The sequence below is a fragment of the Micromonospora sp. NPDC049048 genome (assembly GCF_043197615.1).
GTDB lineage: Bacteria > Actinomycetota > Actinomycetes > Mycobacteriales > Micromonosporaceae > Micromonospora.
Window position 1 is genome coordinate 311044 of sequence record NZ_JBICTM010000005.1, and the last position, 13473, is coordinate 324516.

Sequence of the window (13473 nt, forward strand, 5' to 3'; positions counted from 1 at the left end):
CCCGTCCGGACCCCCACATGATCAAGGGGTTTACGCCTCTCGACGTAAACCCCTCGATCAGTGGTTCACCGGATCAGGAACGAGCCTTCTCCCGCATCTCGAAGGTCTCGATGACGTCGCCGACCTGGACGTTGTTGTAACCACCCAGGGTCAGACCACACTCGAAGCCCTCGCGCACCTCCGTGGCGTCGTCCTTGAAGCGCTTGAGCGAGCTGACGGTGAGGTTGTCCGCCACCACCGACCCGTCCCGCAGCAGGCGCGCCTTGGCGTTGCGCCGGATGATGCCCGACCGGACGATGCAACCGGAGATGTTGCCGATCTTGGACGAGCGGAAGACGTCGCGGATCTCCGCGGTGCCCAGCTCGACCTCCTCGTACTCCGGCTTGAGCAGGCCCTTGAGCGCCGCCTCGATCTCCTCGATGGCCTGGTAGATCACGGTGTAGTACCGGATCTCCACAGCCTCGCGGTCGGCGATCTCGCGGACCTTGTTGGCGGCCCGCACGTTGAAGCCGATGATCGTGACCGGCTCGGACGACGCGCTCGCCAGCATGACGTCGCTCTCGGTGATCGCACCCACGCCCCGGTGGATGATCCTGAGCTGGACCTCCTCCGGGATGTCGAGGTTGAACAGCGCATCCTCGAGGGCCTCCACGGAACCGGAGACGTCGCCCTTGAGCACCAGGTTGAGCGAGGTCTTCTCGCCCTCCTTGAGCTGCTCCATGAGCGTCTCGAGGGTGGCCCGGCCGCGCGAGTTGGCGAAGGACGCCGCCCGCCGCCGTGCCTGCCGCTGCTCGGCGATCTGACGCACCGTGCGGTCGTCCTCGGCCGCCAGGAACGTGTCACCGGCACCGGGCACCGCGGTCAGACCGAGCACCAGGACCGGACGGGCCGGACCTGCCTCGGCGACCTGGTTGCCGTTCTCGTCGAGCATCGCCCGGACCCGGCCGTGCGCCCCGCCGGCGACGATGGAGTCGCCCGCCCGCAGGGTGCCCTTCTGCACCAGCACCGTCGCCACCGCGCCGCGGCCCTTGTCCAGGTGCGCCTCGATGGCCACACCCTGCGCCGGACCGTCGATCGGAGCGGTCAGCTCCAGCGACGCGTCGGCGGTCAGCAGGACCGCCTCGAGCAGCTCGTCGATGCCGATGCCCGGCTTCGCCGCCACGTTGACGAACATGGTGTCGCCGCCGTACTCCTCGGCGACCAGGCCGTACTCGGTCAGCTGCTGGCGGACCTTGTCCGGGTTCGCCTCCGGCTTGTCGACCTTGTTGACCGCCACCACGATCGGCACGTCGGCCGCCTTGGCGTGGTTCAACGCCTCGATCGTCTGCGGCATGACACCGTCGTCGGCCGCGACGACCAGCACCACGATGTCGGTGACCTGGGCACCACGGGCACGCATGGCGGTGAACGCCTCGTGACCCGGGGTGTCGATGAAGGTCACCGCGCGGTCCTCGCCCTCGTGCGGCACGTGGACCTGGTAGGCACCGATGTGCTGGGTGATGCCGCCCGCCTCGCCAGCCACGACGTTCGCCTTGCGGATCGCGTCGAGCAGCTTGGTCTTACCGTGGTCGACGTGACCCATGACGGTCACCACCGGCGCACGGCTGACCAGGCGGTCCTCCGCGACCTCGGCGTCGAGGTCGATGTTGAACTGCGCGAGCAGCTCGCGGTCCTCGTCCTCCGGGCTGACGATCTGCACGTTGAAGCCGAGGTGCTCACCCAGCAGCAGCAGGGTGTCGTCGGAGCACGACTGGGTCGCCGTGACCATCTCGCCCAGGTTGAACATCTCCTGGACCAGCGAGCCCGGGTTGGCGTTGATCTTGTCGGCGAAGTCCGACAGCGAGGCGCCACGGGAGAGCCGGACGACCTGACCCTGACCCCGGGGGGCACCCGAGCTCATGGTCGGGGCCGACAGGTTGTCGAACTCCTGTCTGCGCTGCTTCTTGGACTTGCGACCGCGCGTCGGCCGGCCGCCGGGACGCCCGAAGGCACCCGCCGCGCCGCCACCACGGCCACGACCGCCACCACCGGGGCGACCACCGCCACCGGCGGGAGCACCCGGACGGAAACCGCCGCCCGGAGCACCGCCGCCGCCACCGGGACCGCCACGGTAGCCACCGCCACCGCCGCCGCCACCGGGACCGCCACGGAAGCCACCGCCACCGCCGCCACCGGGACCGCCACGGAAGCCACCGCCACCGCCACCGGGACGACCCGCGCCGCCACCGGGGCGACCGGCGCCACCGGGGCCGGGACGGCCGGTGGAGGGACGCTGGCTCGGCATGGACGCCGGGCTCGGACGCGGCGGCATGGAGGCCGGGCTCGGACGCGGCGGCATGCCGGCCGGGCTCGGCCGGGGACCACCGGCACCGGCGGCCGGAGGCCGCTGCTGCTGGCTGCCCTGGATGCCGAACGGGTTGTTACCGGCGCCGCGCGCCGGCGGACGCCCGCCCGGACGGCCACCCGGGCCCGGCGTCGGAGCGCCGGGACGGCCGGCGGCCGGGGAACCCGGACGCGGCGGCATGGCACCCGGACCCGGTCGGGGACCGGGACGGTTGCCACCGTCCGCCGGGGGCTCCCGGCGGACGTTCTCACGCTGCTGCTGCCGAGCGGCCTGGGCGGCCTTGACCGCCGCCTCCTGCTCGGCCTTCAGCGCGGCGGCACGTGCCTCGGCGGCCGCCACCTCGATGTCGTGGGCACTCGCCGGCTTGGCGACCGGGGCCGCGGGCTGCGGCGGACCGGGCACCGGGCCCTTGGGCTTCGGGCCGGGCGTCGGCGCGGCCGGCCGCCGGGGCGGCATCGGCTTGGCCGAGATCCGGGGGCCACCGGGGGCCGGGGAGGGCGTCGGGGTCGGGGTCGGCGCCGGGGCGGCCGCCGGCGGGGCGGCCGGCGCCGGAGATCCGGCTCCGGCGACGAACGCGCTACGCAGCCGTCGGGCGACGGGCGCCTCGACGGTGCTGGACGCGGACTTCACGAACTCGCCCATCTCCTTGAGCTTGGCGAGAACGGTCTTGCTTTCGACCCCGAGCTCTTTTGCAAGCTCGTGTACGCGGGCCTTACCTGCCACTGCACTCCTCACTCCGAGGTCGTGCGGGCAGCACCCGCAGCGACCTCACTCGTGCACTTGAAGCCTGGTCATTTCAGGGACTTCATCGTGTGCTCATGTCGGTCGTCCTACCTTGCTAGCGACCCTCGCCCGGTCGGGTTGACCGGACGTAGTGGTTGGCGCATCGACGTGCTCCGCGAGCTCACCGTGGTCGGGGACCCCGCTGATGCGCAGCGCGCGCCCGAAAGCGCGTCGCCGCACCGCTTGCGCGAAGCAGGCCGGATCCGGGTGCATGTTCGCTCCCCGACCCGGCAGCCTGCGGGCCGGATCGGGCCGAAGACTGTGACCAGCCCCGTCGCCGACCGCGACGATCCGCAGCAATTCGCTGGCCGGCGCACGTCGCCGGCAACCCACACAGGTGCGCTCCGGCAGCGCGCGTCGTACCACTGGAGAAAGTCTACCCCTAGGCGCCCGAGATCGCGCCGCCCGGTTCCGGGACGTGATCAGCTCCGCCCCGGCCGGAGGCGCCGGCCTGCTCGGCGTCGGACCGGATGTCGATCCGCCAACCGGTCAACCGGGCAGCAAGTCGGGCGTTCTGCCCCTCCCGGCCGATGGCGAGGGAGAGCTGGAAGTCCGGGACGGTGACCCGGGCGGTGCGGCTGGCCAGGTCGACCACCTCGACCCGCAGGGCCTTGGCCGGCGACAGGGCGTTGCCGACGAACGTCGCGGGGTCGTCCGACCAGTCGATGATGTCGATCTTCTCGCCGTGCAACTCGCTCATCACGGCCCGAACCCGTTGTCCCATCGGCCCGATGCAGGCGCCCTTGGCGTTGACGCCCTGGGTGGTGGACCGCACCGCGATCTTCGTACGGTGACCTGCCTCACGTGCGATCGCGCCGATCTCGACCGTGCCGTCGGCGATCTCCGGCACCTCGAGCGCGAAGAGCTTCTTCACCAGCGCCGGGTGCGACCGGGAGAGGGTGATCTGCGGGCCGCGCATCCCCTTGGCCACGTGCACCACCACGCAGCGGATCCGCTCGCCGTGCGCGTAGCGCTCGCCGGGGACCTGCTCGGACTGGGGCAGCACCCCCTCCAGCTTGCCGAGGTCGACGCTGACGATGCCCTTCTCGCTGCGCGCCTCGTGCGCCTGCACCACACCGGTGACCAGGTCACCGTCGCGGCCCACGTACTCGCCGAAGTGCACCTCGTCGGTGGCCTCCCGCAGCCGCTGGAGGATCACCTGCTTGGCGGTCATGGCGGCGATCCGGCCGAAGTCGTGCGGGGTGTCGTCCCACTCCCGTACGACGGTGCCGTCGTCGCCCAGCTCCTGGGCGTAGACCAGGGCGGCACCGGACTTACGGTCGATCTCCACCCGGGCGTGCGGTTCCGCGCCCTCGGTGTGCCGGTAGGCGGTCAGCAACGCGGTCTCGATCGCCGCGAGGATCGTGTCGAACGGGATCTCCCGCTCGCGCTCGAGTGCGCGCAGCGCCGCGAGGTCGATGTTCACCTCTCCTCGTCCTCCACATCATCATCTTCGTCGTCGAAGTCGTCGGTGTCGTCCATGTCGTCGGGTTCGTCCGCCTCCTCGATCTCGCCGAGGCGGTGGAACTCGACCTGCACCCGGCCGGGGCCGAGCTCTGCGTACGTCCAGGTGGCGCGGCCGGCGTCGGTCTCCAGCACCACGCGCTCGTCGTCGGCCTCGACCACCCGGCCGGTGACCTGCCGGTCGCCGGCGGGCTGCCCGGCCGGGGAGCCCGCGCCGCGCGCGGTCACCTTGACCAGCCGGCCGACGTTGCGCCGCCAGTGCCGGGGGAGGGTGAGCGGCCGGTCCACGCCGGGGGAGCTGACCTCCAGCTGGTACTCCCCGGCGACGATGTCGCCCCCGGCCTCCTCGGCCGCGTCGAGGGCCGCGGAGACGGCCCGGGACACCTCGGCGACGGCGTCCAGGTTGATCCCGCCGTCGGCGTCCACGATCACCCGCACCACGTGCCGCCGGCCGGCCCGGGAGACGGAGAGCTCCTCCAGGTCGTAACCGGCGCCGACGACCACCGGCTCGATCACCTCGCGCAGCCGGGCCCGCCGGGCGGCGAGGTCGCCGCGCGGGCCGCCGGCACGCTCCCCGCCCCTGGGGGCGTCGGCGCGTCGGGGCCTCCCCGCCGGACCCGTCGACCTCGTGGCACGGCCACGCTGCGTCATCTCCGCACCCTCCTGCTGATCGACGGCACCGATCGGCCGCCATGCCGGCACGCCACCGGAGCTGAGCGCCGGCGGCTGCGCAGAGCGTAACGCGCCTGCCGGGTACCGGGCCGGGCGGCGCACCGACGCCGGTGGCCCACGTACGGCCGGTGATGGTGTTGACTTGTCTGGTGGCGACCGGCAGAACGACACGACGCGGCGGGACGACCGGGCACTCCCGGCGGAAGGTGCTGCGCGCCGGGGTCCTCCTGGCGCTCGGCGGGGCGGCGGCGCCGCTGACCGGCTGCGGCCTCCTCGACCGCGGCGACGACCCCGCACCCGGGCCCGACCCGCTCACGCCACTGCTCGACGAGTCGCTCCGGCTCGCCGCCGGACACCGGGACGCCGCCGCCGCGCACCCCACGCTCGCCGGCCTGCTCACCCCGATCGCCGAGGCGCACCACGCGCACGCGACCGAACTGGCCCGGGTCATCGGCGTACCGCTGCCCTCGGCGTCCGCCACGCCCACGCCCGCCGCGCCGGGCGACCCGGTGGCGGCGCGGGCCGCGCTGCGCGAGGACGAACGCGCCGGCCGCGAGTCGGCGACCAGGGCCTGCGCGGCGGCGCCGGCCGAGCGGGCCGCGCTGCTCGCCTCGATCGCCGCCGCCCGGGCCACGCACGTGGAGGCGTTGAAGTGACCGCACCCACACCCACCGGGCCGGCCGGGGCGCTCGGCGCGGCGCTCACCGCCGAGTACGCGGCGATCTGGGCGTACGGGCCGATCGGGGTACGCCTCACCGGCGCCGCCCGGAACGCCGCGAGGGAGGCGGAGGCCGCGCACCGGCGCCGCCGCGACGACCTGATCGTGCAGTTGAGCGCCGGCGGCGGGAGCGTCCCGCCGGACCGGGCCGGCTACACGCTGCCGTTCCCGGTCACCGACCGGGCGAGCGCGCTGCGGCTGGCCGTCGAGGTGGAGGAGCGCACGGCCGCGTTCTGGCGGGCGGCGGTGCCGGCCACCACCGGCGCCGACCGGGACAAGGCCCTGGCCGCCCTGGTCGAGTACGCCCTGCGGGCCACCCGCTGGCGGCGGACGGCCGGCATCACCCCGCTCACGGTGCCCTTCCCGGGCCGCCCCAGCTGACCTGCCCGGCCCGTAGTCCGCGACTCCGGTTGCGGGTCGCATACCAGGTATGCATACTCCGGAGCCATGTCCATCCGTCACGGGCTGCTCGCCCTGCTCGAACGCGGCCAGATGTACGGCTACCAGCTCCGCGCCGCGTTCGAGGAGTCGACCGGCTCGACCTGGCCGCTGAACATCGGGCAGGTCTACACCACCCTGTCCCGCCTCGAGCGCGACGGGCTGGTCCGGTCGCTGCCCGAGAGCGAGGCGGGACAGCGCCCGTACGAGATCACCGACGCCGGACGGGCGGACCTGGCCCTGTGGTTCGCCACCCCGATCAGCCGCACCGACCGCCCTCGCGACGAGCTGGCCATCAAGCTGGCCCTCGCGCTGACCACCCCCGGGGTCGACGTCCGGTCGGTGGTGCAGACCCAGCGCAGCGCGACCATGCGGGCGTTGCAGGAGTTGACCCGGTTGAAGTACGCCAGCGACCGCCCCGAGGACCTGCCGTGGCGGCTGGTGCTGGACGCCATGGTCTTCCAGGCCGAGGCCGAGGTGCGCTGGCTGGACCACTGCGAGACGAGCCTGGTGCGCTACCGTCCGACGGAGCCCGGGCGCGTGCCGACGACGCCCGCCGAGGCGGTGGACCGGACGGACCAGGAGGCGAGACGGTGAGCACGGGGAACGGGCCGGCGGGCGGGAACCCCGCCACGCCCGTGCTCGACGTACGGGCCGTGCACCGCACCCACGGCGCCGGCGCGGCGGCCGTGCACGCGCTGCGCGGCGTCAGCCTCACCGTGCACGCGGGGGAACTCGTCGCCGTGATGGGGCCGTCCGGCTCCGGGAAGTCGACCCTGCTCGCCCTGGCCGGCGGGCTGGACGGCCCCACGGCGGGCGAGGTGTACGTCGAGGGCGAGCCGCTCGGCGCCCTCGACCGGCGGCGGCTGGCCCAGGTGCGGCGCCGCCGCATCGGCTACGTCTTCCAGGACCTCAACCTGCTCGGCAGCCTCAGCGCCGTGGAGAACGTCGCCCTCCCCCTCGAACTCGACGGGACGGGCGTACGGCGGGCCCGCCGCCTCGCGCTGGACGCGCTGGCCGAGGTGGGCCTGCCCGAGCTGGGCGACCGGTTCCCCGACCAGCTCTCCGGCGGGCAGCAGCAGCGGGTGGCGATCGCCCGCGCGCTCGTCGGGGAACGCCGGCTCGTGCTCGCCGACGAGCCGACCGGCGCGCTGGACTCGCAGACCGGGGAGGCGGTGCTGCACCTGCTGCGCCGGCGGGTCGACGCCGGAGCCGCCGCCGTGCTGGTCACCCACGAGGCGCGGCACGCCGCCTGGGCGGACCGGGTGGTCTTCCTGCGCGACGGGGTGCTGGTCGACACGACGGCGCCACTGGGCAGCGTGGAGCAGCTGCTGAGCGGCAGCGGTCGGTGAGCGCGGGCCGGGGCGGCCGGCTCGCCCGGGCGACCGGCTCCTGGTGGGCCGCGCTGCGGATCGCCCGGCGCGAGGCCCGGCGGGCGCGGGGGCGTACGGCGCTGGTGCTCGCGATGATCACGCTTCCGGTGCTGGTGCTGACCTTCACCGCCGTGAGCTGGCGGATGTCCGAGCTGACCCCGGTGGAGCGGGCCGACCGTCAGCTCGGCGCGGCCGACGCGGAGCTGAACTGGGTGACGCGGATCCCGATCGTGCAGAGCGCCTGGGCCGAGACCTGGCGCACCGACCCGGAGGAGGCTCCCCCGGCCGAGCCCGTCACCGCCGAGCAGGTGACCGCCCTCCTGCCGGCCGGGAGCCGCGTCATCCCGCTGCGCCGCTGGGTGTCGTTCGACGCCCGGATCGGCGAGCGGGTCGACGACACCCTCACGGGACGCGCCGTGGACCTCGCCGATCCGCTCGGCCGGGGACTCGTCCGGTTCCACTCGGGGCGGGCGCCGGCCGGGCCGGGCGAGATCGCCGTCAGCCCGGCGGGCCTGCGCCGCCTCGACGTCCGCCTCGGCGGCACCGTCACCTCCGGCGACGGCGTGCGCTCCTGGCGGGTGGTCGGGGTGGCCGAGTACCCCGACGACCTGGGCCCGGTGGTGACGCTGCACCCGTCGGACGGGCGGATGGAGACCGAGCCGGGCACGAGCTGGCTGGTCGACCTGCCCGGCGCCCCCGACGAGACCCTGTTCCGCCGGCTCAACGCGCACGGCGTCCTGGTGCACGCCCGTGTCCCCGCTCCGGCGTCGGGCACCGTCACGTTCCCGCCGTACGGCCGCTCCCCCCTGGACGTGGAGGGGATGAGCGTCTCGGTGCTCGTCGGCGGGCTGGGACTACTGGAGGTGGTGCTGCTCGTCGGGCCGGCCTTCGCGGTCGGCGTACGGCGGCGGCGCCGGGACCTCGCGCTGGTCGCCGTGGCCGGCGGGGACGACGTCCACCTGCGCCGGATCGTGCTGGCCGACGGCGTGGTGCTGGGCGCGCTCGGCGCCGTCGTCGGGGTCACGCTGGGCGTCGCCGCCGCGTTCGCCGGCCGCTCCCTCGTGGAGCAGCACCTCTTCGGCGTGCGCTTCGGCGCGTACCGCTGGTGGCCGGAGGCGATCGCGGCGATCGCCGCCGTCGCGGTGCTGGCCGGAGTGCTGGCCGCGCTCGCCCCGGCCTGGACGGCCGCCCGGCAGGACGTGGTGGCGGGGCTGGCCGGCCGGCGGACCCCGCCGGCACACCGGCGGCGCTGGTTGACCGTCGGGGCGGTCCTGGCCGTCGGCGGGGCCGCGGTGGCCGCGTTCGGGGCGGCCCGGACGGCGCCGGCGGTCATCCTGGCCGGCCTCGTCCTCGGCGAGCTGGGCCTGGTCTTCGCCACCCCGACGCTCGTCGGCCTGCTCGCCCGCCTCGGGCGGTCGCTGCCGCTGGCGCCCCGGATCGCGCTGCGCGACGCCAGCCGCAACCGGTCGTCGACCGCGCCCGCGATCTCCGCCGTGATGGCGGCGGTCGCCGGCAGCGTCGCCGTCGGGGTGTACCTGGCCAGCGACGACGCCCGGTCGGCCACGATGTACCTGCCGACCCTGCCGGCCGCCACGGTGCTGGTCACCGGATCGGACGGGGTTAGCCTGCCCGATCTGTCCCGGGTCAGCGAGGCCGCGCGCGCCCACCTGGGAGGCCGGACGGTGGCGCCGCTGGCGGAGCCCCGGTGCGGGACGGCCACCGACCTGTGCGTGGTCTCGCCGGTGCTGCCGGCCGAGCGCGTCTGCCCGTGGACGCCGGGCGACGGGCTGAGCCAGGCGGAGCAGCGACGGGCCCGCGCGGACGCCCGCTGCACGGGACCGGAGGACCACTACGGCCGGTACTTCCACGTGCTGGTGGACGACGGCACGGCGCTGCCGGTACTCACCGACGCCGCCACCGAGGACATCGCCGCCGCCACCGCCGTGCTGCGGGCCGGCGGCGCGGTGGTCACCGATCCGCGCTACGTGCGCGACGGTCGGGTCGACGTGCGGGTGACCCGCGCCGGGCAGGCCCGGCCCGATTCCCCGGCCGTCACCACCGTCGCCGCGTATCCGCTGCCCACCGCGCTGGGGGCGGACCGGCTGCTGCTCTCACCGGCGGCCGCCGAGCGGCTCGGTCTGCGCGTCCACCCGCTCGGCTGGGCGATCACCGCCGACGGCGCGCCCGACGAGGACCGGCAGGACCGGTTCGTCGCCGCCGTACGGCCGCTCGGCGCGCACGTGGAGATCGACCAGGGCGCCCAGGCCAACGCGGGACGGCCGCTGCTGCTCCTGCTGGCCGCCGCAGCCGGGGTGATCACCGTGGGCGCCGCCGGCATCGCCACCGGGCTGGCCGCCGCCGAGGGGCGGGCCGACCTGTCCACCCTCGCGGCGGTCGGCGCCGGCCCGGGGCTGCGCCGGCTGCTCTCGCTCTGCCAGTCCGGGGTGATCGCCGTGCTGGGCTCCGCGCTCGGCATCGTCGCCGGCCTCGGCTCCGCGTCGATCATCCTGACCGCCCTCAACCGCCGGTACGCCGCCCTGTGGCCCATCCCGGAGCCGTACCCGGTCGTGGTCCCGTGGATCACGCTCGGCGTACTGGTGGTGGTGCCGCTGGTCGCCATGCTCGGCGCGGGACTCCTCACCCGGTCCCGGCTGCCGATCGAGCGACGTCTCGACTGACGGGCCGCGAACGGGCACACTGGCTGCCGTGCCCGTACTGGGATCCCTCACCCGCCGGGTCGGTCACCACCGCTGGTTCGGTGCCGCCGTCCGCCTGCTCGTCCCCGCCGACCGCGTGGTCGGGCGGCTCACCCGGGGGCGGGTGGTCGCGCTCGGGCTCATCCCGTCGCTGGTCATCACGACCACCGGCCGCCGCTCCGGCAAGCCGCGCAGCAATCCGCTGCTCTACGTGCCCGACGGCGACGCGTACGTGGTGGTGGGCTCCAACTTCGGCCAGGCCCACCAGCCCGGCTGGGCGATGAACCTGCGCGCCGATCCCGCCGCCGAGGTCGCCGTCAAGGGCCGACACGTCCCGGTACGCGCCGACATCGCGACCGGCGCCGAACGGGACCGCCTCTGGACACTGCTGGTCACCGAGTGGCCCGCCTACCGCACGTACGCGCAGCGGGCCGGCAACCGGGAGATCCTCGTCTTCCGGCTGGTGCCCACCGGGCGCGGCGAGCCGGGCGGGCCGACCGCCCGCGAATAGGGTGGTCGGGTGACCGGCGCCGACGGCGAACCCCACCTGGACGACCCGCGGTGGGCGGTGGCCGAACGGGTCGCCGACGCGGTGCGCCGGCGGTTCCCGGCCGACGTGCTGGCGGTCGCGGTGCACGGCCCGCTGGCCCACGGCGACGACGACGGCGGCGGGAACGGCGAGGTCGGGCTGCTGGTGGCGACGTACCGGCCCGGCGGCGGGCCGTCCCCGGCGACCCGGCGGGTCGACGGCGTGCTGGTCGACCTGACCGTGGCCGGCGCGGACGACTACCTGCGGCAGGCCCAGGTCATCTCTCCACTGTGGCCGTTGACCGCCGACCGGTACGTCAACACCCGGGCACTCCACGACCCCACCGGCTGGCTGCGCACGCTGCGCGACGAACACCTGGGCCGGCTGGCCCGGGCCCGGCCGGGCGAGTTCAGCACGGCCGCCCGCCGGGCCTGGTACCGGGGCAGCGCGGCGCACGCCCGGGCCGCCCGGCTGGCCGAGTGGTACGAGACCGACCAGGCGCTGCTGATGCTCGGCGAGGCGCGGCTGGCGGCGGCCACGGTCAACGGCCTGCTCAGCCGCACCTACTTCCGCGACCCGGGCGACGCCGTTCGCCGCACCGGTCTGGCGGGCGCGGACATGACCGAGGTGGGCGCGGTGCTGACCCGCCAGGCGGAGGAGCTGGCGGCCCGGGGCCGTCCCGTCGACGGCACCGTCGACGACCTGCTCGACGGCTGACGGCACTCCTTGGCCGGCCGAGCTGGCGGAACCTCCTACCAGCCGAGCCGACGACACCCGCGCCGCAGCCGATCCAAGGGACCCGCGCCGCAGCCGGGCCGGCGGGGCCCCGGGCTCAGCCGAGTCCGCCCTGGACGCCGATGAGCGCGCCGATGAGGTAGGTGGCGCCCGCCGCCGCCGCGCCCAGCAGGAGCTGCCGCAGGCCGCCGGACCACCAGGGCCGGGCGGTGAACCGGGCGACCACCGCGCCGGCCAGGAAGAGCCCGAGCCCGCCGACCGCGAGCGCCAGCCACAGGCTCGTCGCGCCGAACAGGTAGGTCAGCAGCGGCACCAGCGCCCCGACCGAGAAGAACAGGAACGACGAGATCGCCGCCGCCCACGGGCTCGGCTGCTCGTCCGGGTCGACGCCGAGTTCCTCCCGGACGTGCACCCGCAGCGCCTCCTCCGGGTTGCGCCGGACGGCCTGGGCGACCTCCATGGCGAGGTCGGGCGGCAGCCCCCGGGCGATCCACGCCTGGGCCAGTTCGCGCGCCTCGGCCTCGGGGTGCCGCTCCAGCTCGCGGCGCTCCTTGGCGACCTCGGCCGCGACCTGCTCGTTGGCCGAGCGCACGCTCGTGTACTCCCCCAGCCCCATCGAGATGGCGCCGGCCACCAGACCGGCCACGCCGGTGAGCACGACACTGCGGGGCGACACGCCGCCGCCCGCGACGCCGGCGATCAGGGCGATGTTGGTGACCAGACCGTCCATCGCCCCGAAGACGGCGGGGCGCAGCCAGCCGCCGGAGACGTCCGCGTGGTGCGCCTCACGCAGCGCCGCCGGGGTGTCCGTCACGGCAGGGTCAGGATCTCGTGACCGTCCTCGGTCACCACGATGGTGTGCTCGAACTGTGCCGTCCACCTGCGGTCCTTCGTCACCACGGTCCAGCCGTCGTCCCACATGTCGTACTGGTGGGTGCCGAGGGTGATCATCGGCTCGATGGTGAAGGTCATCCCCGGCTCCATCACGTCGGTGGGGCGGGGGCTGTCGTAGTGCGGCACGTAGAGCCCGCTGTGGAAGGCCTCACCGATGCCGTGGCCGGTGAAGTCGCGTACGACGCCGTAGCCGAAGCGCTTCGCGTACGACTCGATGACCCGGCCGATCACGTTGATCTGGCGGCCCGGGGCCACCGCGCGGATGCCCCGCATCATCGCCTCGTGGGTCCGCTCGACCAGCAGCCGGACCTCCTCGTCGACCTCGCCCACGCAGAAGGTGGCGTCCGTGTCGCCGTGCACCCCGTCGAGGTACGCGGTGACGTCGACGTTGATGATGTCGCCGTCCTGGAGCACGGTCGAGTCGGGGATGCCGTGGCAGATCACCTCGTTGAGGCTGGTGCAGCAGGACTTGGGGAAGCCCTTGTAGCCCAGCGTCGACGGGTAGGCGCCGTGGTCGCAGAGGAACTCGTGCACGACCCGGTCGATCTCGTCGGTGGTCACGCCGGGCTTGCAGTGTTCACCGGCGAGCTGGGTGGCCTGCGCGGCGAGTCGACCGGCGACCCGCATCTTCTCGATCGTCTCCGGGGTCTGCACGTGCGAGCCGGTCCACTGGCGTGGGCTCTTCTTGCCCACGTACTCCGGGCGGACGATGTGGGCGGGCACGGGCCGCAACGGGGAGAGCGTGCCTGGGGTCAGCGGCGCACGGACGGTCATGCCCCGAGTTTATCGCCGCGAGCAGTGGTGACCCGCGCCACCGCCCGCCCGGA

At 74.9% G+C, this 13473-nt stretch carries 13 protein-coding genes; 7 read left to right on the forward strand and 6 right to left on the reverse strand.

What is annotated here, in order from left to right; genetic code table 11:
• Nucleotides 1-73 precede the first annotated feature (73 nt).
• The 4 genes from infB to rimP all read right to left on the reverse strand — a co-directional run bounded on the left by infB (nt 74) and on the right by rimP (nt 5242).
• Nucleotides 74-3067 carry a translation initiation factor IF-2 gene (infB, locus tag ACGFIG_RS18365; RefSeq protein WP_393004271.1) on the reverse strand — a complete coding sequence of 998 codons (2994 nt, stop codon included), beginning with the start codon at nt 3065-3067 and terminating at the stop codon, nt 74-76.
• A gap of 93 nt (nt 3068-3160) precedes the next feature.
• Nucleotides 3161-3493 (reverse strand): YlxR family protein, encoded by a 333-nt coding sequence (locus ACGFIG_RS18370; RefSeq protein WP_393004273.1) that lies wholly within the window; start codon nt 3491-3493, stop codon nt 3161-3163.
• Nucleotides 3494-3509: 16 nt separating this feature from the next.
• On the reverse strand, nt 3510-4553 hold the full coding sequence (gene nusA / locus ACGFIG_RS18375) for a transcription termination factor NusA (RefSeq protein ID WP_393004275.1): 1044 nt from the start codon (nt 4551-4553) through the stop codon (nt 3510-3512).
• Nucleotides 4550-5242, reverse strand: coding sequence for a ribosome maturation factor RimP (gene rimP / locus ACGFIG_RS18380; protein ID WP_393004277.1), 693 nt, complete (start codon nt 5240-5242; stop codon nt 4550-4552). The genes nusA and rimP overlap by 4 nt, the downstream gene beginning before the upstream one ends.
• 227 nt (nt 5243-5469) lie before the next feature.
• Here rimP and ACGFIG_RS18385 point away from each other — a divergent pair, with 227 nt between their 5' ends.
• The 7 genes from ACGFIG_RS18385 (at nt 5470) to ACGFIG_RS18415 (ending at nt 11734) form a co-directional block, all read left to right on the forward strand.
• Complete coding sequence (locus ACGFIG_RS18385; RefSeq protein ID WP_393004725.1) at nt 5470-5919, forward strand: hypothetical protein; 450 nt, start codon at nt 5470-5472, stop codon at nt 5917-5919.
• The gene (locus ACGFIG_RS18390) at nt 5916-6362 is read left to right on the forward strand and encodes a ferritin-like domain-containing protein (protein WP_393004279.1); all 447 of its coding nucleotides are present in this window, start codon (nt 5916-5918) and stop codon (nt 6360-6362) included. The genes ACGFIG_RS18385 and ACGFIG_RS18390 overlap by 4 nt, the downstream gene beginning before the upstream one ends.
• A gap of 66 nt (nt 6363-6428) precedes the next feature.
• The gene (locus ACGFIG_RS18395) at nt 6429-7016 is read left to right on the forward strand and encodes a PadR family transcriptional regulator (protein ID WP_393004281.1); all 588 of its coding nucleotides are present in this window, start codon (nt 6429-6431) and stop codon (nt 7014-7016) included.
• A complete protein-coding gene (locus ACGFIG_RS18400; protein WP_393004283.1) occupies nt 7013-7771 on the forward strand; it encodes an ABC transporter ATP-binding protein in 759 nt (252 codons plus the stop codon). Before ACGFIG_RS18395 ends, ACGFIG_RS18400 begins: the two co-directional genes overlap by 4 nt.
• A complete protein-coding gene (locus ACGFIG_RS18405) occupies nt 7768-10470 on the forward strand; it encodes an FtsX-like permease family protein (RefSeq protein ID WP_393004285.1) in 2703 nt (900 codons plus the stop codon). The genes ACGFIG_RS18400 and ACGFIG_RS18405 overlap by 4 nt, the downstream gene beginning before the upstream one ends.
• A 28-nt stretch (nt 10471-10498) precedes the next feature.
• Nucleotides 10499-10999, forward strand: coding sequence for a nitroreductase/quinone reductase family protein (locus ACGFIG_RS18410; RefSeq protein ID WP_393004287.1), 501 nt, complete (start codon nt 10499-10501; stop codon nt 10997-10999).
• A 9-nt stretch (nt 11000-11008) separates the two neighbouring features.
• Entirely contained in the window at nt 11009-11734 is a 726-nt protein-coding gene (locus ACGFIG_RS18415) for a nucleotidyltransferase domain-containing protein (protein ID WP_393004289.1), read from the forward strand.
• A gap of 115 nt (nt 11735-11849) precedes the next feature.
• Here ACGFIG_RS18415 and ACGFIG_RS18420 read toward each other — a convergent pair whose 3' ends face one another.
• Together ACGFIG_RS18420 and map are read right to left on the reverse strand one after the other, a co-directional pair.
• Entirely contained in the window at nt 11850-12566 is a 717-nt protein-coding gene (locus tag ACGFIG_RS18420) for a VIT1/CCC1 transporter family protein (RefSeq protein ID WP_393004291.1), read from the reverse strand.
• Entirely contained in the window at nt 12563-13420 is an 858-nt protein-coding gene (gene map / locus ACGFIG_RS18425; protein WP_393004293.1) for a type I methionyl aminopeptidase, read from the reverse strand. The genes ACGFIG_RS18420 and map overlap by 4 nt, the downstream gene beginning before the upstream one ends.
• Nucleotides 13421-13473 lie beyond the last annotated feature (53 nt).

Bases quoted from the DNA above. Each gene is read 5' to 3' on its own strand.
- rimP (WP_393004277.1), bottom strand. From the start codon at position 5,242: ATGACGCAGCGTGGCCGTGCCACGAGGTCGACGGGTCCGGCGGGGAGG.
- ACGFIG_RS18395 (WP_393004281.1), top strand. From the start codon at position 6,429: ATGTCCATCCGTCACGGGCTGCTCGCCCTGCTCGAACGCGGCCAGATG.
- map (WP_393004293.1), bottom strand. From the start codon at position 13,420: ATGACCGTCCGTGCGCCGCTGACCCCAGGCACGCTCTCCCCGTTGCGG.